This window comes from Embleya sp. NPDC055664, from assembly GCF_053618075.1.
Genome location: NZ_JBSHGZ010000008.1, coordinates 56,817 through 79,894 on the forward strand (window position 1 = coordinate 56,817; position 23,078 = coordinate 79,894).

Here is a 23,078-nt window from a genome sequence, read left to right on the forward strand (position 1 = left end):
TTCGCGGCCGCTTCGCGATCCGGCTCCGGTCGGTGGGCCATCGCCGCGCCGACGTCGTACGGCACGATGGTGGCGACCGCGTGCGGTACCCGGGTCAGCGCGGACGCGATCGACTCGGTGGTCCGCCCGTGCAGCAGCCGACCGATCAGCGGCGGATACGTGCGACGGGGCAGCAGCAGCATGATTCCCGAAGCGCCGTCCGCCACCTCCCGCGCGGCCAGTTCGACGACCGCGCGGGCCAGCCGCCGGTCCGGGCACTCGATCAGCTCCAGCGGGATGTCGGCCGCGCGACTGGCGTCCCAGCGGGTGCTCAGCTTGCGGGCATGCCGGTTGTCCAGCACGAAGTGCGCCGCGTGCAGGTCGTCGGCGCGCAACGAGCGGGCGTAGCGCAGCGCCTGGAGCACCGCGACGTCGAGCGAGTCGACCAGTACCACCACCACCGACCGGTCGCGGAGCCCGAAGTCCGCGGTGGCCGGCGCCGCCTCCAGGGCCGCCGCCTCCTCGCGATAACGCCGGTTGACCCCGATCAACGCCCACACGCCGAGCGGGAAGAGCACGACCACCAGCCACGCGCCCTCGGTGAACTTGGTGATCGCGAAGATCAGTACGACCGTGCCGGACACCACGGCCGCGAGCGCGTTCACCACACATCCGACCCACCAGTGGCCGGTGCGATGCGTCCAGTGGTGTTTGGTCAGCCCCGCGCCCGCCATCATGAACCCGGTGAACACGCCGATCGCGTACAGCGCGACCAGCGAGTCCACGCTCGCCCGGGTGGCCAGGAGCAGGGCCACGGCCGGCACCGCGAGCAGGATGATGCCGTTGGAGAAGGCCAACCGGTGTCCGCGCTTGCGCAACATCTTCGGCAGGAAGGCGTCCTCGGCGACGAAGTCGGCCAGGAACGGGAAGCCGTTGAACGGCGTGTTCGCGCCGGTGTACAGGATCAGCGCGGTGGCGAGCTGTACGAAGACCAGCCCGGCCCGACCGAGCACCCCGCCGCCGAGCACCAGGTGCGCCTCCTGCGCGATCACCGTGGGGTCGCCGTCCACATAGGGGATCGCGTGGGTGGCGTGCGCGAGCAGCGAGATGCCGAGCACGAGCGTGGCCAGCACCAGCGACATCGCCACCAGCGTCTTGCGCGCGTTGCGCCCCTGCGGTTCGCGGAAGGTGGAGACGCTGTTGGACAGCGCCTCCAGGCCGGTCAGCGAGGACCCGCCGTTGGCGAACGCCCGCAGCACCACGAACAGCGAGGCGCCGTAGAGCAGTCCGTTGCCCGAGGTGCCCAGCGGGACCGCACCCGCGGCGTGTACGTCCGCCTGGGGCAGCGATCCGTGCGTCGTCCAGCGGATCAGCGCCACCGCGAAGACGATCGCCAGCGCGCCGATGAACAGGTACGCGGGCAGCGCGAACGCCCGCCCGGCCTCCCGGACTCCGCGCAGGTTGCCGTAGAACAGCACGCCGACCACCGCCACGCACACCTCCGGCTTCCACCGGCTGATGTCGGTGTCCCACATCAGGTGCAGCAGCGAGGCGATCGCGTCGGTGCCGGCCGCGGTCTGCACCGCGACGGTGACCACGTAGTCGATCAGCAGCGCGACCGAGGCGACCTGTGCGACCCGCGGCCCGAAGTTGTCCCGGGCCACGATGTAGGAGCCGCCGGCCTTCGTATACAGGCTCACCACGTCCCAGTAGGACAGGGTGAGCAGGAGCAGCACCGCGAGGATCGCGTAGGTGACCGGCAGCAGCAGGGTGAAGGCGGCGACGCCGACGTAGGGCACCAAGGCGCGCAACATCTGCTCGGTGCCGTACGCGGACGAGGAGATGCAGTCCGAGGCCAGCACGCCCAGCGCGGTCGGGTTGGACAACTTCTCGCCGCGCAGCCGCGAACTCACCAGGGGCGGGCCGAGCAGTCGCTTCTTGAGCCGATACCCGATCGTCTCGGGGATGTGGACGTCCACGCTGAGCGGAGCGGGTGGGCCGCCGACCGCCGGCACCCCGGCCCGGCCGCCCGGTCCCGGGGGCGACTGCATACCCGCATGGCTTCCCGGGTCCCGGGCCGTGCATGCGGGTGCTCCGCCGAACAGGGGGCCGGACGCAAAAGCGCGCGGGCTCGGCACACGCTCGTGCCGGGCCCGCGCGGGTCTCGCGTCGTTCGCTAGGCGATCGTCCAGGTGTCGTTGCCGCGGATCAGCGAGGCCAGGTCGCCCGGGCCCTGCTTCGTCGCCGCCTCGGCCATCTGGGCCGACATCAGCCGGTCGTAGACCGGACGCGCGATGTCGCGGAACACCCCGATCGGGGTGTGCGTGTTGCTCGTCAGATCGCCGAGCCGGGTCAGCGCGAAGGCCAGCTCCGGGTTGTCCGCGTGCGCGTCGTGCACGAGCACCGCGTCCTCGCCGACCTTGGCCACCTCGGCCACGTCCAGCGCACCGTGCGCGCCGCGGATGACGCCGTACTGGCCCTGTGCGCCGAACCGGATCGGCTGCCCGTGTTCGAGCCGGATGGTCACGTCGTCGCGCTGCGCGGGGTCCTTGAGCTGCTCGAACGCGCCGTCGTTGAAGATGTTGCAGTTCTGGTAGATCTCCACGAGGGCCGTGCCCTCGTGCGCCGCCGCCGCGCGCAGCACCGAGGTCAGGTGCTTGCGGTCGGAGTCGATCGACCGGGCCACGAACGACGCCTCGGCGCCGATGGCCACCGACAGCGGGTTGAACGGGTGGTCGAGCGAGCCCATCGGGGTGGACTTGGTGATCTTGCCGGTCTCCGAGGTGGGCGAGTACTGACCCTTGGTCAGACCGTAGATCCGGTTGTTGAACAGCAGGATCTTCAGGTTGACGTTGCGGCGCAGCGCGTGGATCAGGTGGTTGCCGCCGATGGACAGCGCGTCGCCGTCACCGGTGACCACCCACACCGACAGGTCCTCGCGCGAGGTGGCCAGACCCGTCGCGATGGCCGGCGCGCGCCCGTGGATCGAGTGCATGCCGTAGGTGTTGAGGTAGTACGGGAAACGGCTGGAGCAGCCGATGCCCGAGATCCACACCACGTTCTCCTTGCGGAGCCCGAGTTCGGGCAGGAAGCCCTGCACGGCGGCCAGGATGGCGTAGTCGCCGCAACCCGGGCACCAGCGCACCTCCTGGTCCGACTTGAAGTCCTTCATGGACTGCTTGGCATCGGCCTTCGGGATCAGCGCCAGCGAGGGGAAACCGCCGGCGCCGTTCGCGGACTCAGACACTCTCGATCACTTCCCGGATCACGTGGGCCAGTTCCTCGGACTTGAAGGGCAGCCCGCGAACCTGGTTGTACGACATGGCGTCCACGAGGAACCTGCCGCGCAGGAGCAGGGCGAGCTGACCCAGGTTCATCTCCGGGACGATCACCTTGTCGTACGACCGCAGCACCTCGGCCGTGTTGGCCGGGAACGGGTTGAGGTGGCGCAGGTGGGCCTGCGCGACCTTGCCGCCCGCGGCCCGCACCCGGCGCACCGCCGCGGCGATCGGGCCGTAGGTGGAGCCCCAGCCGATCACCAGGACGTCGGCGTCGCCGGTCGCGTCGTCGACCCACAGCGGGTCGATGTCCTTCGCGATGCCGTCCACCTTGGCCTGGCGGGTGCGCACCATCAGGTCGTGGTTGGCCGGGTCGTAGGAGATCGACCCGATGCCGTCGGCCTTCTCGATGCCGCCGATGCGGTGTTCCAGACCCGGGGTGCCGGGCACCGCCCACGGGCGGGCCAGCGTCTCGGGGTCGCGCTTGTACGGCCAGAACTCCTTGGTTCCGTCCGCGTTCTCCTGGTTCGGCTCGGTGGCGAACGCGACCCGCAGGTCCGGCAGTTCCGACGTCTCGGGCAGGCGCCACGGCTCGGAGCCGTTGGCCAGGTAGCCGTCGGAGAGCAGGAAGACCGGGGTGCGGTACTTCAGCGCGATCCGGGCCGCCTCGACGGCGGCGGCGAAGCAGTCGGACGGGGTCTGCGGGGCCACGATCGGCACCGGCGCCTCGCCGTTGCGGCCGAACATGGCCTGGAGCAGGTCGGACTGCTCGGTCTTGGTGGGCAGCCCGGTGGAGGGCCCGCCGCGCTGCACGTCGACGATCAGCAGCGGCAGCTCCAGTGAGACGGCGAGCCCGATCGTCTCGGACTTGAGCGCGACACCGGGACCGGAGGTGGTGGTCACCCCGAGCGCGCCGCCGAACGAGGCGCCGAGCGCGGCGCCGATGCCCGCGATCTCGTCCTCGGCCTGGAAGGTGCGCACGCCGAAGTTCTTGTGCTTGGCCAGCTCGTGCAGGATGTCCGAGGCCGGGGTGATCGGGTACGAACCCAGGTAGACCGGCAGCTCGGCCAGTTGTCCGGCGGCCACCAGGCCGTAGGACAGCGCGAGGTTGCCGGTGATGTTGCGATACGTGCCCGAGGGCAGCTTCGCCGGTGCCACCTCGTAGGAGACCGCGAAGTCGTCCGTGGTCTCGCCGAAGTTCCAACCCGCCTTGAACGCCGCCACGTTCGCCTCGGCGATCACCGGCAGCTTGGCGAACTTGCGCCGCAGGAAGTCGATGGTCGCCTCGGTCGGGCGGTGGTACAGCCAGGACAGCAGCCCGAGCGCGAACATGTTCTTCGCCCGCTCGGCGTCCTTCTTGGAGATCTCGAACTCGGCGAGCGCGCCGACCGTCAGCGTGGTCAGCGGGATCGCGTGCACGTTGTAGGCGTCGAGCGACCCGTCCTCCAGCGGACTGGTCGGGTAGCCGACCTTGGCCATCGCGCGCTTGGAGAACTCGTCGGTGTTGACGATGATCTCGGCCCCGCGCGGCAGGTCGCGGATGTTGGCCTTGAGCGCGGCCGGGTTCATCGCGACCAGGACGGTCGGCGCGTCGCCCGGGGTCAGGATGTCGTGGTCGGCGAAGTGGAGTTGGAAGCTCGACACGCCCGGCAGGGTGCCTGCGGGCGCCCGGATCTCGGCGGGGAAGTTGGGAAGGGTCGACAGATCGTTTCCGAACGTCGCCGTCTCGGACGTGAAACGGTCGCCCGTCAGCTGCATTCCGTCACCGGAATCGCCGGCGAACCGGATCACGACCCGGTCGAGCTGCTTGACCTGCTTGGTCACGGGGAAGGACCTCCTCGGCGCTGCGGCGGTTGGTCCGCGCACCGCGCGGATGTCGCAGTTTTCATCGTACGGCGGCACGGAGGGACACCGTGGTGCCCCCCGTGAACGGGCGGGGATCCGCCCTGGCGCGCGACGTGAGCGGCGTCACGCTCCGGACATGGCCCGCAAGCGGTACAAATCCGGCTGAATCCGAGCAAACCACAGCTGGATCCAGGTGAAGCGCTGCGGTTTCCGAGCAAAACGCTGCGGTTTCCGAGCAAAACAAAGGCCCGTCCCCGGCTGGGACGGCGCCTGCGATCGACCGGATGATTGCATGGGTCCAGTAATTCGATCCCTACGATGTCAGGATCCGAGATAGGCGAGTACTGCGAGCACGCGTCTGTGATCGGTGTCACTGGGCGCCAGGCCGAGCTTGCCGAAGATGTTGCTGACGTGCTTCTCCACCGCTCCGTCCGACACCACCAAAGCCTGCGCCACGGCCGCGTTGGTACGCCCTTCGGCCATCAAACCGAGTACTTCGCGCTCGCGCGGTGTGAGCTTTTCCACCACATCCCGTTTGCGCGAGCGGCCGAGCAGTTGCGAGACCACCTCGGGGTCGAGGGCGGTACCGCCGCCGGCCACCCGCTCGACCGCGGCGACGAACTCGCCGACGTCGGCGACCCGGTCCTTGAGCAGATAGCCGACGCCACTGGTGTTGCCCGCGAGCAGTTCCGTCGCGTACTGCTCCTCGACGTACTGTGACAGGACAAGCACCCCGACCTCGGGCAGCGTCGCGCGCATCTTCACCGCCGCGCGGATGCCCTCGTCGGTGTGCGTCGGCGGCATGCGCACATCCACCACGCAGACATCGGGACGCAGCTCGGTCGCGACCGCGACCAGTTGTTCGGCGTCGCCGACCGCCCCCACGATCTCGTGGCCACGAGCGGTCAACAATCGGGACAAACCGTCCCGAAGTAGTACGGAATCCTCAGCGATGACGACGCGCACTGCGTTCACATCCCCCAAATCCGGTAGGCCGCACCCGGACGGCGGGTGCGGCCTACAGTCTTCCGGATTCGAACGGATGCGGCGTACTCCGGCCGAAACCGCGGCCGGCCGTCCCGATCGGGAGGGTGGGGGTCACCCTCGACAAAACCTCACAGCGGCAACCACACGGTGACCCGGGTCGGCCCGCCCTCGGGGCTGTCCACATGCAGCGTGCCGTCCACACCGCGCACCCGCTCGGTGAGGCCGGCCAGACCGGAACCCTTGCCGGTGGCGGCACCACCCGCGCCGTCGTCGGCGACGATCAGGTACATCCGGCCGTCCTCGTGGCCCACCGTCACCCATGCGTGCGTGGCGCGGGCGTGCTTGGAGACGTTGGTCAGCAACTCCGACGCGCAGAAGTAGGCGACCGACTCGATCGGCGCGGGCGGGCGCTCCGGCAGATCCACCTCGACCCGGACCGGAACGGTGCAGCGGGCCGCGATCGAGGACAGCGCCGCGTCCAGACCCCGGTCGGTGAGTACCGCCGGGTGGATGCCCCGGGCGAGGTCGCGCAGCTCCTGGAGGGCGAGCTTGACCTCGTCGTGCGCGGAGGACACCATCCGCGCGGTCTCGGTGTCCTGACTCGCGTTCAGGTTCTCCTTCGCCATGCCCAGGTCCATCGCCAGCGCCACGAGCCGTGCCTGGGCGCCGTCGTGCAGGTCGCGCTCGATCCGCCGCAGGTCCGAGGCGGCCGTGTCGACCGCCGCGCCGCGCGAGACGGTCAGGTCGCGCACCTGCTCGGACAGGAAGGCCGGGCCGAGCAGCCCGCGCACCATCACCCGGTCCACGTTGGCCATCCCGCGCACCAGCCACGGGGTGGCGAAGAACAGCACCACCCCGGCCACCACGGTCAGCGAGACCGGGCCCGGCCCGGCGAGGTAGTGGTCCACGCCCGGCTCGTTCGGCCCGTCGCCGGAGATCATCGCGCCCGGCATGTCGGCCCGGCGGTACAGCGGCTGGATGAGCGGATAGGCGATCGCGCTCAGCGAGGTCGCCCACAACACCGTGGTGACCACGAAGGTGAAGACACCCCAGGGCAGTTGCAGGAACAGGTAGAGACAGGCCCGCCACCCCGTACGGTCGGTCAATCCCCCCCTGATCCAGCCCGTCCAGCCGGGCGGGTGCCGCAGCGGTGCCGGAGCGCGGACGTGCTCGTCGAGCAGCGCGCTCGCCCGAGCCCGCTCCATCCGCCCGAGCGCGCGAGCGCCGAGCAGGGTCAGCACGATCAGCGGCAACCCGAGCAGGAACAGCGGGGTCAGCCCGATGCCGAGCGCGATGAACACCACCGCGTAGGTGAAGCCGACGATGCCGACGGGCAGATTCAGCACCAGATGGATGGTGTCGGTCCACGTGCGCACGGTGAACGGCGCGCGCAGGATGCCCGGCCGGGTTCGAGCCGGGGCATCACCTGTGGACCCGTCGTAGGCAGTCACGGGTGAGGGCATGGACATGGAGTTGCCTCGCTGGGAGAGAAGCCGATCCGTTGGGTCAACTCTGCCTGGAGGCCCGGACGGGTCCCATGGCGCGGGTCGGTGTCTTGGGGGTGGGGTTGTCCCTACCACCTGGGGCCGGGGCGGATGTCACCGGTCCGGCGGGGTCGACCGGACCGGACACCGGGGACAGGTCCGGCGCAACCCCCCTAGACTCCCGTGCCACAAAGATACGCAACGTCCACGCAACGTCGAGGCAATGTCGATCGGGAGGCAGGCGCCGGGTGGAGGGCTACTACGGAACGTACGCGCTCGTGGGTCTGGTGCTGCTGGTCGCGTCCGCCTTCGTCGCGGTGGCGTTCGTCGGCGGGCGACTGCTGCGACCGAGCGTACCCACGCACGAGAAGCTGACCACGTACGAGTGCGGTGTCGATCCCGTGGGGGTGGGCTGGGCGCAGGTGCACATCCGCTACTACCTCTACGCCTATCTCTACGTCATCTTCGCGGTCGACGCGATCTACCTGTTCCCCTGGGCGACGGTCTTCGACGCGCCCGGCTTCGGCGCCACGACCCTGGTGGAGATGTTCGTGTTCGTCGGCTTCCTGGCCACCGGACTGCTGTACGCGTGGCGGAAGGGCGTGCTCGCATGGACGTGACACCCGCTCCCGCGGATCGACCGCCGGTCGATCTGCCGACACCCCGGCTCGGGGTGCTCTCCCGGCTGGCGCCCGACCCGGTGCGGTTGGTGCTCAACTGGGGGCGGCGCTACTCCCTCTGGGTGTTCAACTTCGGCCTGGCCTGCTGCGCGATCGAGTTCATCGCGTCGTCGATGGCCAGGCACGACTTCATCCGCCTCGGCGTGATCCCGTTCGCGCCCGGACCGCGCCAGGCCGACCTGATGGTCGTGTCGGGCACGGTCAGCGACAAGATGGCGCCCGCGATCAAGCGTCTGTACGAGCAGATGCCCGAGCCCAAGTACGTCATCTCGTTCGGGTCGTGCGCCAACTGTGGTGGGCCGTACTGGGATTCGTACTGCGTCACCAAGGGCGTGGACCAGATCGTGCCGGTCGACGTGTACGTGCCGGGCTGCCCGCCGCGGCCGGAGGCGCTGCTCCAGGGCATCCTCAAGCTCCAGGAGCGGATCGCGGTGGAGAACCCGGCCGCGCGGTACGGGCGTACGCTGCCCGCCGCCGCGTTGAGTCGGCCGCCGGTCGCGCCGCCCACGCCGCCGGCCGGGGGTGCCGGATGACCCCGGAGGAGATCCGCGCCGGGGTGGGCGAGGAGTTGGTGCTCGCCGTGTCGGACGCCTACGGGCTCGTCACGCTCGACGTCGCGCCCGAGCACTGGGTCGACGCGCTGACCGCGGCGCGCGATCGGCTCGGTTGTGCGTTCTTCGACTGGCTCACCGGGGTGGACGAACTCGCGGACGGGTTCGGCGTGGTCGCCCACGTGTGCGCGATCCCGCGCGGGCCCCGGCTGCTGCTGCGTACCCGCGTGCCGCGCGAGGGCGCGGTGCTGGCGAGCGCGACCGGGGTGTACGCGGGGGCCCGCTGGCACGAGCGGGAGACGCACGAGATGTTCGGGATCGATTTCACCGGGCACCCCGGCCTGGATCCGCTGTTGTTGCCGGACGGTTTCGAGGGGCATCCGCTGCGCAAGGAGTTCGTCCTGGCCGCGCGGGTGGCCAAGCCCTGGCCGGGGGCCAAGGAGCCGGGCGAGTCCGACCACGGCGGCGGGCCGGGGCGCTCGCCGGGCCGGCGGCGCACGCTGCCGCCGGGTGTGCCGGACCCGGCAACGTGGGGTCCGCACAAGGAGGAGGCGGCGGCCGAGGCCGCGGCCGCCGCCGAGGAGCGCCCACGCCGCGCCCGCGGCGCGTCGGCGGGGTCGGCGAGCCAGGCCGGGACGGGGACGACGGAGGGCACGGGCGCGCCGCCGCGCCGGACCCGCAGTGCCTCGGCGGGATCGGCGAGCCAGGCGGCGGAGGGCACGCCCCCGGCGCGGCGCACCCGCAGCGCGTCCCAGGGGTCGGCGAGCCAGACGCCGCCGGCGGCGCAGCCGCCCCCGACGCCGCCCGCCGCGGAGCCGGCCGAGCCCGCCGAGCCCGCCGAAGGGGACACCCCGTGAGTCTCCTCGACGTGTGCCTCCGGCTCGTTCTCGTGCTCGGGGCCTTCCTCGTGCTGCCCCTGGTGATCGGTCAGACCGAGCACAAGGTGATGGCGCACATGCAGGCCCGGGTCGGCCCGATCTACGCCGGCGCCTTCCACGGCTGGGCACAACTGGTCGCCGACGGCGTCAAGTTCGCCCAGAAGGAGGACATCGTCCCGGCCGGCGCCGACCGCCGGGTCTTCAAACTCGCGCCGGCCGTCGCGCTGATCCCCTACTTCGTGGTGCTGATCGCCATCCCGATCGGCCCGAACGGATTCGTCGGCCGCACCATCGACGCCGGCATCGTGTTCGTGCTCGCGGTGATGGGCGTCGGCGTGCTCGGCTCGCTGATGGGCGGCTGGGCGTCGGCCAACAAGTACTCGCTGCTCGGCGGCATCCGCGCGGCGGCCCAGCTGATGGCGTACGAGCTGCCCATGCTGCTCGCCGCCGCCTCGGTCGCGATGGCCGCCGGCACCGTGTCGCTGCCCGGGATCGTCGAGGGCTTCGAGTGGTGGTGGTTGCCCTGGCAGGCGATCGGCGGCGTGGTGTTCTTCACCGCCGGTCTCGCCGAGATCCAGCGCCCGCCGTTCGACATGCCGGTCGCCGACTCGGAGATCATCTTCGGCGCCTACACCGAGTACACCGGCCTGCGCTTCGCGTTCTTCCTGCTCTCCGAGTACGCCGGGATCCTGGTCGTCTGCGCGCTGACCACCGTGCTCTTCCTCGGCGGCTGGCACGGGCCGTGGTCGGACTCGGTCGGCTGGTTGTGGACCCTGCTCAAGATCGGCGTGCTTGCGTTCGTGGTGATCTGGCTGCGGGTCAGCTACCCGCGACTGCGCGAGGACCAGCTGCAGAAGTTGGCCTGGACGACGCTCGTCCCGCTCGCGCTCGGCCAACTCGTCCTGACCGGCGTGGTAAAGGTGGCGACCTGATGAAGGGCCTGGCCAAGGGCCTCGCGGTGACCCTCAAGACGCTCACCCGACGCAGCACCACCCAGTCCTATCCGGAGGTGCTCCCCGAACTGCCGCCCCGCTCGCGCGGGGTGATCGCGCTGTTCGAGGAGAACTGCACGGTCTGCATGTTGTGCGCGCGCGAATGCCCCGACTGGTGCATCTACATCGACTCGCACAAGGAGGTCGTGCCCGCCCGCGAACCCGGCGCGCGCGACCGCACCCGCAACGTGCTCGACCGCTTCGCGATCGACTTCGCACTGTGCATGTACTGCGGGATCTGCGTCGAGGTGTGCCCGTTCGACGCGCTGTTCTGGTCGCCCGAGTTCGAGTACGCGACGGGCGACATCCACGAACTCACGCACGAGAAGGACCGGCTGCGCGAGTGGATGTGGACGGTCCCGCCGCCGCCCGCCCTCGACGAGCGCGCCGAGGACCCCAAGGAGCTGACCCAGGCCCGCAAGGCCGTGGAGAAGGCGGAGAAGGCCGCGGCGGCGGCCCGGGCCGCCGCGTCGGACGCGGAGGAGACACCGTGAATCTCGCCGCCACCGAGCACGGATTCCTCTCGCCCACCGGCGCGGAGATCGCATTCGTGCTGATCGGCCTGGTGGTGCTCGGCTCCGCGCTGCTCGTGGTGACCACCCGTCAGGTCGTGCACGCCGCGCTGTGGCTGGTGGTCACCCTCGGCGGTCTGGCCGCCGAGTACCTGCTGCTCACCGCCGAGTTCATCGCCTGGGTCCAGGTGCTGATCTACGTCGGCGCGGTCGTGGTGCTGCTGCTGTTCGGGCTGATGCTCACCAAGGCGCCGATCGGCTACTCGGAACCGGTCGACCGCACCGCCCGGATCCCGGCCGCCGCAGTCGCGCTCGGCGCCGCCGCGACCCTGGTCACCGTGATCGTGGACGCGTTCCGGAGCGCCTACCTCCACCTGGGCGACGACACCGTGGGCACCACGAAGGTCACCGGGGAGAGCCTGTTCAAGGTGTGGGTGCTGCCGTTCGAGGTGTTGTCCGTGCTGCTCCTGGCCGCGTTGATCGGCGCCGTCGTGCTCTCCCGCTCCCGGGCCCGCGCGCGCTCGGATCGGAAGGACTGACCCGATGCATCTGGTCTATCCGCTCGTCCTGGCCGTCCTGCTGTTCGGCATCGGACTGTACGGGGTGCTCGCGCGCCGCAACGCGATCCTCGTGCTGATGTCGATCGAGCTGATGCTCAACGCGGTCAACGTCAACCTGGTCGCGTTCGACATGTACCTGCGCGACACGCTGCACGCCGGACAGGCGCTGACCCTGTTCGTGATCACCATCGCCGCCGCCGAGATCGGCCTGGGCCTGGCGATCGTGCTGATGGTGTTCCGCAACCGGGCCACCGCCGACATCCCCGACCTGCGCGAGCTGGCCGAGCACAAGGAGGGATCGGTATGACGGTCGCCGCCGCGACGGCCACCGCACTGCCCGCGCTCGCGGCCCTGTTCGGGCTGCTGCTCGGGCGCCGGGTGCGCCCGGTCCTGATCGCCGTACCCGCCGGCCTGGCCGCGACCGTGCTCACGATCGTGGTAGCCGCCGGCATCGGCGACGACGTGCGCGACTCGGCGGTGCGGTTGACCCCCACCGGCGCCCTCGACATCACCCTCGGGCTGCGCGTGGACGGCCTCGCCGCGCTGTCCGCGGTGCTCGTCACGGTGGTCGCGCTGCTCGTGCAGGTCTACTCGGCGGCCTACCTGCGCGCGGACCCGCGCTACTCCTCCTACGCCGCGCTGGTCTCGCTGTTCACTGCGGCGATGTTGCTCGTGGTCTACACCGGCGACCTGATCGTGCTGCTCGTCGGCTGGGAGGTGATGGGCGTCTGCTCCTACTTCCTGATCGGCCACCACTGGGAGACGGAGGCGGCCCGCTCGGCCTCGATCAAGGCGTTCGTGGTCACCAAGCTGGGCGACGTGCCGTTCCTGATCGGCATCCTGGTCCTGGCCGCCGGCGCCGACTCGTTCCGGATTCGCGACGTGCTCGCGGCGGTGCCCGAGGGGGGCGCCGGCTGGGTCACCGCGGGCACCCTGCTGATGCTGGGCGGCGTCGCGGGCAAGTCGGCCCAGGTGCCGCTGCAGACCTGGCTGCCCGACGCGATGGCCGGCCCCACTCCGGTGTCCGCGCTGATCCACGCCGCCACGATGGTCGCCGCGGGTGCCTACCTGGTGGCCCGGCTCTACCCGGCGTTCCTGGCCGCGCACCCGACGCTGATCGTGCTCGCCGTCATGGCCGCGGTGACGATGATCGGCTCGGCGCTCGCCGCGCTCGCCCAGGAGGACCTGAAGCGGGTGCTCGCGTGGTCCACTGTCGGCCAACTCGCCTACATGACCGGCGGCCTGGCGGTCGGCGGGCGGGACGCGGCGGTGTTCCACCTGCTCGCGCACGGCGCGTTCAAGGCGCTGCTCTTCCTCGGCGCGGGCGTGCTGATCCACGTGGCCGGGACCGGCGCGCTGGCCGGCATGGGTGGCCTGCGCCGGCGCGCGCCGATCGCGTTCTGGACCATGACGGCGGGTCTGGCCGCACTCGCCGGCGTGCCGCCGTTCTCCGGCTTCTTCAGCAAGGAGGCGGTGCTCGGCGCGGCCGAGCACACCGCCGCCGGGCACGACTCGGTGCCCGCCGTCGCCGGTTGGCTGGTGCTGGTGGCGGGGCTGTTGACGGCCGCGTTGACGGCGGCCTACGCGACCCGGGTCTGGCTGCGGGTGTTCCTCGGGCCGACGCGCGAGGCGGCGCCCGGTGCGGAGGTGCCGGCGCACGCGGACGCGGCGGACTACGGCGAACCCGGGCGGGGCCGGCACGGCGAGGCCCCGAGCGCGATGGTGTGGCCGCTGGTGGTCCTCGCCGTGCCCACCGTGCTGTTCGGCTTCCTGGCCTTCCCGGGGCTGCCCTCACTGGGCGGTGAACTCGGCTACGACGAGCTGACGCCGCATCCGCTGACCACGGGATTGGCGCTGGTCGCGCTGGTCCTGGGCGTGGGTACGGTCGCCGCGGCGTGGCGGCGCGATCCGGCCGCCGACCCGGCCCGGGTGCTCGGTCCGGTGCGCGGCCCGGCGTTGCGCGGGTTCGATGTGGACGGGCTGTACGCGGCGCTGGTGCTCACCCCCGTCCGAGCGGGCGCCAAGGCCGCCCGGTTCACCGACGGGGCCGTGATCGACACCTACGTCAAGGGCGCGGCGCAGAGCGCGTGGCTGCTCGGCGGCGGGATCCGTCGCGGCCAGAACGGCAACACCCGGCTGTATCTGACCGGCCTGTTCGCCGGCGTGGTCGTGCTCGCCCTCGCGGTGGCGGTGGGCTCGTGATCCGCCCCCGGTCGTTTCCCCCGACGCCCCTTCACGCCCAGGAGACCCCGCGGTGAGCGTCGTGCTGATCCTCGTCGTGGCCGCGCCGCTGCTCGGTGCCGCCCTGCTCCTGCTGCCCGGGGTCGGTGATCGGGCGGCCCGGCTGATCGGCGTCGGCGCCACCGCGGCCACCCTGGCCGGCGCCGTCGCACTGGCCTGCGCGTTCCGGCGCGGGCGGGGGATGCGGTTCGAGACGGACGTGTCCTGGGCGCCCTCGCTCGGGTTGCGGTTCCACCTCGGCATCGACGGCATCTCGCTGCCGCTGCTCGTGCTCACCGCGCTGCTGACCCTGCTGGTCGCCGTCCACAGCCTGTGGAACATTCCGCCGGGCGGCTCCTCGCGGGCCTTCGTCGCGCTGTTCCTGGTCCTCGAGACCGGCACCCTCGGTACCTTCGCGGCCCTCGACCTGATCCTGTTCTTCCTGTTCTTCGAGGTCGTACTGGTGCCGATGTACTTCCTGATCAACCGGTGGGGAAGTCCGGGCGAGCGCGGCCCCGCGTCGTACAAGTTCATCCTGTACACGCTGCTCGGCTCGGCCGTGATGTTGCTCGGCTTCCTGCTCATCCAGGCGAAGACCGGCACCTTCGACATGGTCGAACTCGCCGACCGGCACGGCGAGGGCATGTCGCACGGCGTACAGGTACTCGCGTTCCTGGCGATCGGCCTGGGCCTGGCGGTCAAGGTGCCGATGTGGCCGCTGCACACCTGGCTGCCCGACGCGCACACCGCCGCGCCGACGGCGGGCTCGGTGCTTTTGGCGGGCGTCCTGCTCAAGATGGGCACGTACGGCCTGATCCGGATCGCGGTGCCGGTGGTGCCGGAGGGTGCCGAGACGTTCGCGCCGTATCTGGCCGCGTTCGGCGTGGTCGGCATCGTGTACGGGTCGCTGGTGTGCCTGGCGCTGCTGCGCGACCCGGACGGGGACCTGAAGCGCATCATCGCCTACTCGTCGGTGGGCCACATGGGCTTCGCGCTGCTTGGCATCGCCACGCTCACCCCGCAGGGCGTCAACGGCGCGCTGTTCGTCAACATCGGCCACGGGCTGGTCACCGGCCTGCTGTTCTTCCTGGCGGGCGCGGTCAAGGACCGGCACGGCACGGCGCTGCTCGGCCGGCTGGGCGGCGGGATGTACGGGCGTACGCCCCGGCTGGGCGCGCTGGTCGCGTTCGGCGCGGTGGCCGGGCTCGGGCTGCCGGGGCTGGCCGGCTTCTGGGGCGAGCTGTTGGCGATGTACGGCGCGTACGAGCCGGGCGCCGGGTTGTCCGTCGGCGGCTACCGGACCTTCCTGGCGATCGCCGGCCTGGGCACCGTGCTGACCGCGGCCTATCTGCTCGGCCTGGTCCGGCGGCTTTGCATGGGACCGGCGGGCGGCGAGCCGGCCGCCGGGGTGGACGTGACCGGTCCGGAACTCGTGGTGTGGACCCCGCTCGTCGCACTGACGCTGGTCGCCGGGCTATGGCCGGCCACCCTGCTCGCGATCACCGACCCGGCCGTGCGTGCCCTCATGGGAGGCAGCTGACATGCCGTTCGACGTCCAGTCGATCGACTGGCTCGCGATCTCGCCGGTGCTTGCGGTCGCGGTCGCCGCGCTCGTGGTGCTGCTCGCGGACCTGTTCCTGGAGGGTGCGCGCAAGGCGGTGTTGCCGTGGCTGACGCTGGCCGGGCTCGGCGCGGGCCTGGTGCTGTTGGTGCCGCTGCGGGCGGACGGGGACGACGCGCGCGGGACGTTCTGCTCGCCGTCGGGCTGTTCGTACGTGGTCACCGATCTGACGCTGGTGCTACAGCTGGTCCTGCTCGGCTCGGCGGTCGTGGTGGTGCTGTTGTCGATGCCGATGATGCGGGCGGACGGCGCCGACGGGGCGGGCGACTCTTCGGAGGTGCCGGGCGGTGAGTACCACTTTCTGCTGCTGTCCTCGGTGACCGGCGCGGTGGCGCTGGCCGGTGCCCGCGATCTGCTCACCCTGGTGGTCGCGCTGGAGACGTTGTCGCTGCCCGCGTTCGCGCTGGTCGGGCTGCGCCGGGACGGTCGGGGCGGCGAGGCGGCGCTGAAGTTCTTCCTGCTCTCGGCCGGCGCCACCGCGGTGCTGCTGTTCGGGGTGAGCCTGGTGTACGGGAGCACCGGCAGCGTGCATCTGGCCCGCATCGCGGGCGAGCTGGACCGGCTCGATCCGAAGCTCACCCACGTGGCCGCGACCGGCGCGGTGCTGACCATGATCGGGTTCGCCTTCAAGGTCGCGGCGGTGCCGTTCCACGCCTGGGCGCCGGACACCTATCGCGGTGCGCCGATCCCGGTCGCCGCGTACCTGTCGGTGGTCTCGAAGACCGCGGGCTTCGCCGGGCTGCTGCTCGTGGCCGGCATCGCGTTCCGCCCGTACGCGCACCTGTGGGGGCCGGCGCTCGCGGTGCTCGCCGCGGTGACGATGACCGCGGGCAACGTGGCCGCGCTGCGCCAGACCGACGCGGTACGGCTGCTCGCGTGGTCCTCGATCGCCCAGTCGGGCTATGTGCTGGTGCCGTTCGGCACGGCCGCCGGGCACGGCGAGGACCTGGCCGACACGCTGCCCGCGGCGGTGGCGTACCTGGCGGTGTACGCGGTGATGAACCTGGGCGCGTTTGCCGTGGTGACGCTGGTCGCGCGCGAGCGGGGCGGGCTGGTCGCCGACCATCGCGGCCTGTTCCGCGCGCATCCGGTCGCGGCGCTCGCGATGGCGTTCTTCCTGCTGTGCCTGGCCGGTATCCCGCCGGGTCTGGCCGGGCTGTTCGCGAAGGTGACGGTGTTCCAGGCGGTCATCGGGGCCGGCACCGGATGGCTGGCCGTGGTGATGGCGGTCAACGTGGTGATCGGCCTGTACTACTACCTGGCGTGGACGGCGCAACTGTTCGCGGTCGAGGCGCCGGGGACGCCGCCGGTCGCGGGTTCGGAGGGGGCGGCCGGGGTGCGTACCGGGACGGCCCCGATGCCGCTTCCGCTGGTCGCCGCGCTCGTGCTCACGGGGGCGCTCGGGGTGCTGCTCTCGGTCGCGCCGCAGCTGGTCCTGCGGGTGCTCACCGTGCCGGGGCTGCTCGGCTGACCTGCGGTTCCGTCCCGAGGCGGGGGGTTACGCCGGCCTCGGAAGGGAACTCTGCGTGGCGTTGTCCCGTTGCGAAAGAAGAGACAACGGGCAGAGGGCGACAAGCCGGCGGATACCCCGCACGGGCCCGCATTGTCACCCCTGGACGCTGACGCTTCGAGAGGACTCTGCCGTGCACGGCCAGCACAACGGACTGAAGACCGCCGTACTGCTCGGTGGGATGTCGGCGCTCATCCTGGTCGTCGGCAGCTTCTTCGGCCGCACCGGGTTGATCATCGCCCTGTTCGTGGCGCTCGCGACGAACGGCTACGCCTACTTCAACAGCGACAAGATCGCGCTGCGCTCGATGCGGGCGCGTCCGGTCAGCGAGGCGGAGAACCCCGAGCTGTACCGGATCGTGCGCGAACTCTCCAACGACGCGCGCCAGCCGATGCCGCGCCTGTACATCTCGCCCACCGAGGCGCCGAACGCGTTCGCCACCGGCCGCAACCCGCGCAACGCGGCGGTGTGTTGTACGACCGGCATCCTGCGCATCCTGGACGCGCGGGAGCTGCGCGGGGTGATCGGGCACGAGCTGTCACACGTGTACAACCGGGACATCCTGATCTCGTCCGTGGCCGGTGCGCTGGCCAGCGTGATCATGTTCCTGGTCAATTTCGCCTGGCTGATCCCGTTCGGCCGCAGCAACGACGACGAGGGTCCCGGCCTGTTCGGCATGCTGGCCATCATGATCCTGGGGCCGCTGGCGGCCAGTGTCATCCAGTTGGCCGTCAGTCGATCGCGTGAATACCAGGCGGACGCCTCCGGGGCCCGGCTCACCGGCGACCCGCTGGCGCTGGCGAGCGCGCTGCGCAAGCTGGACGCGGGCACCCAGGCGCTGCCGCTGCCGCCGGAGCCGAAGTTGCAGACCACCAGCTCGCTGATGATCGCCAACCCGTTCCGGCGGGGCGCGGGCGGGATGAGCAAGCTGTTCTCGACCCACCCGCCGATGGCGGACCGGATCGCGCGGCTGGAGCAGATGGCGGGGCGGTGAGGGGCGGAGAGAGGCGGGGTCGAGGGGTCGGGCCGCGCGTGTCGTCCTCCGTCAGCCTTGTGGGGGACGGCATGGCGGGCCGGGGCGGGGTAGAAACAACCCCGTGAAAACTGTCCTGAACGTCATCTGGCTCGTCTTCGCCGGCTTCTGGCTCGCGATCGGCTACGCGGTCGCCGGCCTCGTCTGCTTCCTGCTCTTCTTCCTTGTGGTGACCATCCCGCTCGGCATCGCGGCCTGGCGGATCGCGGCGTACGCGCTGTGGCCGTTCGGGCGGCGGGTGGAGTGGCGTCGAGACGCCGGGGCAGGGTCGATGCTCGGCAACATCCTGTGGATCGTGCTGTTCGGCTGGTGGCTGGCGCTCGGGCACCTGGTCACCGGGGTGCTCCTGTGCATCACGATCATCGGCATCCCGTTGGGTCTGGCCAACTTCAAGCTGATCCCGGTCTCGCTCACCCCGCTGGGCCGCGAGATCGTCTCGACGAGCGACCCGATGCACGTCGGCGTCTGAGCCCGGACAGGCCAATCGGGAGGTCTCGTACGAGGGAGACGGGCACCCGATTGCTGTAGTCGCGCATCCGGTGTGTCGATATGGGTCGAGACACCGGTGTGGCGATATCCACCGGTAAGCCCTGTAGATCCCATCTCGGGAAGCGCGGAGGTTGCCGTGGCGGCGACGGTCAGTGTCATCGTTCCCACCCGGGACCGCACGGTCCAACTGGCCGACGCCCTGCGCAGCGTGGCCCTCCAGGGCATCCGCGGCATCGAGGTGGTGGTGATCAACGACGGCGGCGCGGACGTGGCGGGGGTGCTGCCGCTCGGGGTGCGCGGGATGACCGTGCGGCTGTTGTCGTTCCCGCGCTCGCGGGGGCCGGCCGCGGCGCGCAACGCGGGCCTGGAGATCGCCACCGGCCGCTTCGTCGCCTTCCTGGACGACGACGACCTGTACCTGCCGGGCCACCTCGACCGGGCCCTGGCCGCGCTGGAGCACTCCGGGACGGACGCCGTGTACGCCGACTGCGTGCTGAGCGGGGCGCGGGCGGTGCCGGGTGAGATCCCGGCGGGCAGCCCGTACCGCTACGACTTCCCGTACGACCCGGACATGCTCTCGGTGGCCAACTTCGTCCCGACCACGTCCGTGGTCGCCCGCAACCCGGCGCACACCGCGCCCGCGTCGTGGTTCCGCTTCGACCCGGAGTTGCCGATCCTGGTCGACTGGTCGTTGTGGCTGCGCCTGGTGCACGACCGGGGTTGGTCGTTCACCCGGTTGTCCGAGCCGGGGGTGGTGTACCACCGGGAACCGGCCGACGCGAGCCTGGCGGGCGGTATGGCGGCCCGGGTCGCGTGGCTGAGCCAGTACGAGGACACCTACCGCACGGTGATCGCCCGCTGGCCGGTGCCGCCGACGGGCCGCGTCGCGAGGTTCCGCCGCCACGCGCTGACGATGTTCGCGATCGCCCAGGAACACCTGGCCACGGGCGCGGACCTGGCACCCTTCGCATACGAGGAGGCCCTCCGAGTCCTCCATGCGGGCTTCACGGGCCGCCTCGAAGAAGACCGGGTCCCCACCCACCTGACCGAGGTCCTGACCACCCGAACCACGACCGGGCCCAAGGCGGCGGCGCCCTAGCGGCGCGGGCACACCGCCGCCGACACGCACGAAGGGCACGGCCGGAACCGCGGGCGGGGCCGCCGGCAGGCGACCCCTCCCCGGACCCTCGTCGTGCCCTTCGTCCCGGACCACGCCGGGCCATCGAGCCCACGTCGTCGCCACCACATCGCCACCGCGCCGCCGCGCGGCGACGACCGCGACTAGCGGTAGTTCACGAACTGGAGCGCGAACTCCAGGTCCTTGCCCTTGAGCAGCGCGATGACCTCCTGGAGGTCGTCCCGGTTCTTCGACGACACACGCAGCTCGTCGCCCTGGATCTGCGCCTTGACGCCCTTGGGGCCCTCGTCGCGGATGATCTTGGAGACCTTCTTCGCGTTCTCCTGGGAGATGCCCTCCTGGATCGACGCGAAGATCTTGTACTCCTTGCCGGACGCCTTCGGCTCACCGGCGTCGAGCGACTTGAGCGAGATGCTGCGCTTGATCAGCTTGCCCTGGAACACGTCGAGGATCGCGTTCACGCGCTCCTCGGAGTTGGCGCGCATCTCGATCTGCTCGCCGGTCCAGCCGATGTGCGCGCCGACGTTCTTGAAGTCGAACCGCTGCGCGATCTCCTTCGAGGTCTGGTTCAGCGCGTTGTCGACCTCCTGACGGTCGACCTTGGACACGATGTCGAAAGAGGAGTCAGCCAAGGCTCGGAATCGCTTTCTGTGGGATCTGACAGGGAGGGAAGGCAACCCCTCCAGCCTAGAGCGTCCCCCACAACCCCGACCCCGACCGCACCCGCCCCCACCCGAACCGATACCGAGTGGCGAAGCACCCGGGGTGGTCCGCTATTGTTGTCCCCGTCGCGCCGAAAGACGCACAAGGCGGGTTGCCCGAGTGGCCAAAGGGAGCAGACTGTAAATCTGCCGGTGTACGCCTACGTTGGTTCGAACCCAACACCCGCCACACCTTGATGAGGGCCCCTGATCTGCGGAAACGCAGACAGGGGTCTTCTTCGTTCCTGGCGGGGGTCAGGTCGGGCGGTCGAGGGTGATCAGGGTGTATTCCTCGATGCTCAGCAGGGTGGCTTGTGCCTTGGTGAGGGTTTCGCCTCTCGTGGCTGCCTGGGGTCGGCGGGAGGCGGTCAGGGCGGCCTTGTCGCGGAAGAGGGTGCCGACCAGGGCTCGGCCCGCGGGGGCATTCAGGAAGAGTGTCGCGCCGACGAGGCCGTCGATGGCTTCCAGCTTCGGGCGGCCGACGTTCACGAATGTGTCCACGAACAGCGACCCGTTGGATGGGGCGAACTCCAGGCGTCCCATGCGCAGGGTTGCGCCCGGTGCGAGTTTTGGTGCCGGGGTGTACGACACCGCCGTCCACGCCTCGGTGGTCACCGTGGAGGCGAACGGCTTCAGCAGCTCCGTGCGGCGGTCCCGGAGGTTGCCGTCGCTCTGCGTCATGGCGTTCTCGCTGTCCCACCACGAGCCCATGAGGATCTTGCCGAGCTCGCGGTCGGCGAACAGCCCGAAGCGGCGGTAGCCGGACTGGCCGCGGAGCAGACCGGGGGCTTCGCGGCCGATCCCGTCGAGGGCGGCGTCGATTCGGGTCGGGTCGCCGGTCGCGTAGGTGGTTCGGACGTACATGGGCTCCTGCATGGTTCATGCCTTTCGAAAGCTGGCGCGACGGCGTGCCGTCCGGTGCCTCTCCATGCGAAGTCCAACCGTGATCACCGGCAACGCGGGCGGGCCATTCGGGCCAACTCCGGGATGGCGGGGGCGGGCTCGGGGGCTGTTCCTTCGGGGTGCTCGGGCGGGGTGCTCGGGCGGGGTCAGAATTGGGTGGGGAGTTCGCGCAGGGGGGTGGTTACCCCCTCCACCGCGTCGGCGGCGGCCACCGGGGCGTTGAGGCCGCGGTCGGTGGCGGGCGCGGCGCCGACGACGCCGGGGGCCAGGGTGTCCTTGAGCGGGGCCACGACCGTGTCGGAGGCGGGTTCTTCGAGGACGTTGGGGACGGTGGGCATGCCGTAGTGCTCCGGGTCCGGCCGGGTGATGCCGGCCAGGCCGGGTGGGGTCGGGGTGACCGCCTGGGCGGCGCCGGCGGAGAACAGCGGGATGACGCCGACGGCGGTGAGCAGGGCAGCCTGGGCGAGCCGACGCGGGCGGATGTGCGACATCGTGCTCCTCTGGGTGTGTGGGATCGGACTTGACACCTCCTATATCTGTCGTGGGGCCCGAAAGGTTGCGATCCATGCACCCGCCTGACCGGTACGGGCGCCCCGTCCGCGAGGATGGGCGGCGAGCACGGCGCCCGGGACGACGACGGATGTGACGGGGGAGCGGATGAGCGTGGATGGCATCGACGAGCCGGTATCCCGAGAGCTGATCGACTACTGCGCCGGCCTGCCGGGCGTGGTCGTGGGCGCCTCGATGGTGCTGCGCGATCGGCGCGGTCGACTCGTGGTGGTCGACCCCGGGTACAAGCCCGGCCTCGACCTGCCCGGCGGAATGGCCGAGGCCGGGGAGTCCCCGCACGAGGCGGCCGGGCGCGAGGTGCGCGAGGAATTGGGCCTCGACCTCACGGTCGGGCGGTTGCTCGCGGTGTGCACCACGTCCGCCGCGACGTTCGGGCGGGTCGTGCTCGACTTCGTCTTCGCCGGGCCGACGCTCACCGACGAGCAGGTCGCCGTACTCGCCCCGGCCGACGCCGAGTTGCACGCGGTGTACGTGCTCACGCCCGACGAGGCGCTGCCGCGTTTTCCGGGACGCACCCGGCGGCGGGTCTCGGTCGCGTTGGAGGCGGAGGCGTCGGGGTCCTGTCTGTACGTGGTCGACGGGCGCGAGTATCGGCCACCGAAGGAGCGGGTCTGGCACGAGGACGAGCCGGTCCCGGCCGGTACGTCCGTGGGCCGGGCGGCGGGGTGGCTGTTCGATCCGGACGGTCGGGTGCTCCTTGTGGGCGACCCCGACGGGGGGTATGCGCTGCCCGGCGGCGGCGCCGAGCCGGAGGACGTGGACGCGCTCGCGACCCTGGCCCGCGAGGTGGCCGAGGAGGCCAACGCGGTGCTGGGCAAGATCACCCATGTGGGCTACCTGTCCGACCCGGACGGCGGCGACGTGCGCTCCCGCAGCGCCGCTCGGCTCGCCGCACTCGGCCCGCTCGCCCCCGACCCGGCCACAGGCTGGTCGTGGAGCCGGGTCCTGGTCACCCCGCGCCGCGCCGCCGCTCTGCTCGGCGGCGGCTACGACACCCGACTGTCGCAGGCCCTCGCCGCCCAGCGCATCGCGCACGAGCGCCTGGGCGTGCCGATCCTGGACGACGACAGTCGCGTCGACGTCCCCCCGGAGGGCGTCACCTTCGCCTGACCGCCCGACCGCCCGACCGCCCGACCGCCCGACCGCC

General features: G+C 71.2%; 21 protein-coding genes, 1 tRNA gene and 1 pseudogene. 15 read left to right on the forward strand and 8 right to left on the reverse strand.

The genetic code is table 11. From position 1 onward, the window contains the following. Positions 1-17: 17 nt before the first annotated feature. The 5 genes and pseudogenes from ACWGR4_RS16370 to ACWGR4_RS16390 form a co-directional block, all read right to left on the reverse strand. Positions 18-2,030 (reverse strand): annotated as a pseudogene (locus ACWGR4_RS16370) (APC family permease); the annotation flags it as partial. 125 nt (positions 2,031-2,155) lie between these two features. Beyond that, positions 2,156-3,151 carry a 2-oxoacid:ferredoxin oxidoreductase subunit beta gene (locus ACWGR4_RS16375; RefSeq protein WP_380005598.1) on the reverse strand — a complete coding sequence of 332 codons (996 nt, stop codon included), beginning with the start codon at positions 3,149-3,151 and terminating at the stop codon, positions 2,156-2,158. Positions 3,152-3,218: 67 nt separating this feature from the next. Beyond that, on the reverse strand, positions 3,219-5,081 hold the full coding sequence (locus tag ACWGR4_RS16380; protein ID WP_380005537.1) for a 2-oxoacid:acceptor oxidoreductase subunit alpha: 1,863 nt from the start codon (positions 5,079-5,081) through the stop codon (positions 3,219-3,221). Between the two features lie 342 nt (positions 5,082-5,423). Beyond that, positions 5,424-6,068 carry a response regulator gene (locus tag ACWGR4_RS16385; protein WP_380005535.1) on the reverse strand — a complete coding sequence of 215 codons (645 nt, stop codon included), beginning with the start codon at positions 6,066-6,068 and terminating at the stop codon, positions 5,424-5,426. Positions 6,069-6,217: 149 nt separating this feature from the next. Then, positions 6,218-7,552 (reverse strand): sensor histidine kinase, encoded by a 1,335-nt coding sequence (locus tag ACWGR4_RS16390; protein WP_452129951.1) that lies wholly within the window; start codon positions 7,550-7,552, stop codon positions 6,218-6,220. A gap of 269 nt (positions 7,553-7,821) precedes the next feature. On the opposite strand from ACWGR4_RS16390, the gene ACWGR4_RS16395 reads away from it, so the two are divergent. The 13 genes from ACWGR4_RS16395 (at position 7,822) to ACWGR4_RS16455 (ending at position 19,718) form a co-directional block, all read left to right on the forward strand. After that, positions 7,822-8,193, forward strand: coding sequence for an NADH-quinone oxidoreductase subunit A (locus ACWGR4_RS16395; RefSeq protein WP_078975789.1), 372 nt, complete (start codon positions 7,822-7,824; stop codon positions 8,191-8,193). After that, the gene (locus ACWGR4_RS16400) at positions 8,184-8,786 is read left to right on the forward strand and encodes an NADH-quinone oxidoreductase subunit B (RefSeq protein ID WP_380005531.1); all 603 of its coding nucleotides are present in this window, start codon (positions 8,184-8,186) and stop codon (positions 8,784-8,786) included. The genes ACWGR4_RS16395 and ACWGR4_RS16400 overlap by 10 nt, the downstream gene beginning before the upstream one ends. Then, entirely contained in the window at positions 8,783-9,661 is an 879-nt protein-coding gene (locus tag ACWGR4_RS16405) for an NADH-quinone oxidoreductase subunit C (protein WP_452134207.1), read from the forward strand. The genes ACWGR4_RS16400 and ACWGR4_RS16405 overlap by 4 nt, the downstream gene beginning before the upstream one ends. Continuing rightward, positions 9,658-10,614, forward strand: coding sequence for a complex I subunit 1/NuoH family protein (locus ACWGR4_RS16410; RefSeq protein ID WP_380005527.1), 957 nt, complete (start codon positions 9,658-9,660; stop codon positions 10,612-10,614). Before ACWGR4_RS16405 ends, ACWGR4_RS16410 begins: the two co-directional genes overlap by 4 nt. Continuing rightward, positions 10,614-11,168: a NuoI/complex I 23 kDa subunit family protein gene (locus ACWGR4_RS16415; RefSeq protein ID WP_380005525.1), complete on the forward strand. Its 555-nt coding sequence runs from the start codon at positions 10,614-10,616 to the stop codon at positions 11,166-11,168. Before ACWGR4_RS16410 ends, ACWGR4_RS16415 begins: the two co-directional genes overlap by 1 nt. Further along, positions 11,165-11,725 (forward strand): NADH-quinone oxidoreductase subunit J family protein, encoded by a 561-nt coding sequence (locus ACWGR4_RS16420; protein WP_380005523.1) that lies wholly within the window; start codon positions 11,165-11,167, stop codon positions 11,723-11,725. The genes ACWGR4_RS16415 and ACWGR4_RS16420 overlap by 4 nt, the downstream gene beginning before the upstream one ends. Before the next feature lie 4 nt (positions 11,726-11,729). Next, entirely contained in the window at positions 11,730-12,053 is a 324-nt protein-coding gene (nuoK, locus tag ACWGR4_RS16425; RefSeq protein WP_078975783.1) for an NADH-quinone oxidoreductase subunit NuoK, read from the forward strand. Next, complete coding sequence (locus ACWGR4_RS16430) at positions 12,044-13,948, forward strand: NADH-quinone oxidoreductase subunit 5 family protein (RefSeq protein ID WP_452133344.1); 1,905 nt, start codon at positions 12,044-12,046, stop codon at positions 13,946-13,948. Before nuoK ends, ACWGR4_RS16430 begins: the two co-directional genes overlap by 10 nt. Positions 13,949-14,000: 52 nt before the next feature. Continuing rightward, positions 14,001-15,506 (forward strand): complex I subunit 4 family protein, encoded by a 1,506-nt coding sequence (locus ACWGR4_RS16435; protein WP_380005521.1) that lies wholly within the window; start codon positions 14,001-14,003, stop codon positions 15,504-15,506. Between the two features lies 1 nt (position 15,507). Then, positions 15,508-17,058, forward strand: coding sequence for an NADH-quinone oxidoreductase subunit N (locus ACWGR4_RS16440; RefSeq protein WP_452133343.1), 1,551 nt, complete (start codon positions 15,508-15,510; stop codon positions 17,056-17,058). A gap of 172 nt (positions 17,059-17,230) precedes the next feature. Next, on the forward strand, positions 17,231-18,091 hold the full coding sequence (gene htpX, locus ACWGR4_RS16445) for a zinc metalloprotease HtpX (protein WP_380005517.1): 861 nt from the start codon (positions 17,231-17,233) through the stop codon (positions 18,089-18,091). Between the two features lie 103 nt (positions 18,092-18,194). Next, complete coding sequence (locus ACWGR4_RS16450; protein WP_380005515.1) at positions 18,195-18,599, forward strand: YccF domain-containing protein; 405 nt, start codon at positions 18,195-18,197, stop codon at positions 18,597-18,599. 156 nt (positions 18,600-18,755) lie between these two features. Continuing rightward, positions 18,756-19,718 (forward strand): glycosyltransferase family 2 protein, encoded by a 963-nt coding sequence (locus ACWGR4_RS16455; protein ID WP_380005513.1) that lies wholly within the window; start codon positions 18,756-18,758, stop codon positions 19,716-19,718. Between the two features lie 182 nt (positions 19,719-19,900). On the opposite strand, the gene ACWGR4_RS16460 is transcribed toward ACWGR4_RS16455, so the two are convergent. Further along, the gene (locus ACWGR4_RS16460) at positions 19,901-20,389 is read right to left on the reverse strand and encodes a YajQ family cyclic di-GMP-binding protein (protein WP_078975776.1); all 489 of its coding nucleotides are present in this window, start codon (positions 20,387-20,389) and stop codon (positions 19,901-19,903) included. A 176-nt stretch (positions 20,390-20,565) separates the two neighbouring features. Here ACWGR4_RS16460 and ACWGR4_RS16465 point away from each other — a divergent pair. Then, positions 20,566-20,648: transfer RNA gene (locus ACWGR4_RS16465), tRNA-Tyr, on the forward strand. Between the two features lie 65 nt (positions 20,649-20,713). On the opposite strand, the gene ACWGR4_RS16470 is transcribed toward ACWGR4_RS16465, so the two are convergent. Then, complete coding sequence (locus tag ACWGR4_RS16470) at positions 20,714-21,334, reverse strand: hypothetical protein (protein WP_452133342.1); 621 nt, start codon at positions 21,332-21,334, stop codon at positions 20,714-20,716. A 173-nt stretch (positions 21,335-21,507) separates the two neighbouring features. Continuing rightward, positions 21,508-21,852, reverse strand: a complete 345-nt coding sequence (locus ACWGR4_RS16475; RefSeq protein ID WP_452133341.1) for a hypothetical protein — start codon at positions 21,850-21,852, stop codon at positions 21,508-21,510. 166 nt (positions 21,853-22,018) lie between these two features. On the opposite strand from ACWGR4_RS16475, the gene ACWGR4_RS16480 reads away from it, so the two are divergent. Next, positions 22,019-23,041, forward strand: coding sequence for an NUDIX hydrolase (locus ACWGR4_RS16480; RefSeq protein ID WP_452133340.1), 1,023 nt, complete (start codon positions 22,019-22,021; stop codon positions 23,039-23,041). The last annotated feature ends 37 nt before the right edge of the window (positions 23,042-23,078 follow it).

Coding starts and splice junctions, on each gene's coding strand:
- ACWGR4_RS16375 (WP_380005598.1), bottom strand. CDS start 3,151: ATGAAGGACTTCAAGTCGGACCAGGAGGTGCGCTGGTGCCCGGGTTGC.
- ACWGR4_RS16390 (WP_452129951.1), bottom strand. CDS start 7,552: ATGCCCTCACCCGTGACTGCCTACGACGGGTCCACAGGTGATGCCCCG.
- ACWGR4_RS16400 (WP_380005531.1), top strand. CDS start 8,184: ATGGACGTGACACCCGCTCCCGCGGATCGACCGCCGGTCGATCTGCCG.
- ACWGR4_RS16405 (WP_452134207.1), top strand. CDS start 8,783: ATGACCCCGGAGGAGATCCGCGCCGGGGTGGGCGAGGAGTTGGTGCTC.
- ACWGR4_RS16415 (WP_380005525.1), top strand. CDS start 10,614: ATGAAGGGCCTGGCCAAGGGCCTCGCGGTGACCCTCAAGACGCTCACC.
- nuoK (WP_078975783.1), top strand. CDS start 11,730: ATGCATCTGGTCTATCCGCTCGTCCTGGCCGTCCTGCTGTTCGGCATC.
- ACWGR4_RS16440 (WP_452133343.1), top strand. CDS start 15,508: ATGCCGTTCGACGTCCAGTCGATCGACTGGCTCGCGATCTCGCCGGTG.
- ACWGR4_RS16470 (WP_452133342.1), bottom strand. CDS start 21,334: ATGCAGGAGCCCATGTACGTCCGAACCACCTACGCGACCGGCGACCCG.
- ACWGR4_RS16475 (WP_452133341.1), bottom strand. CDS start 21,852: ATGTCGCACATCCGCCCGCGTCGGCTCGCCCAGGCTGCCCTGCTCACC.
- ACWGR4_RS16480 (WP_452133340.1), top strand. CDS start 22,019: ATGAGCGTGGATGGCATCGACGAGCCGGTATCCCGAGAGCTGATCGAC.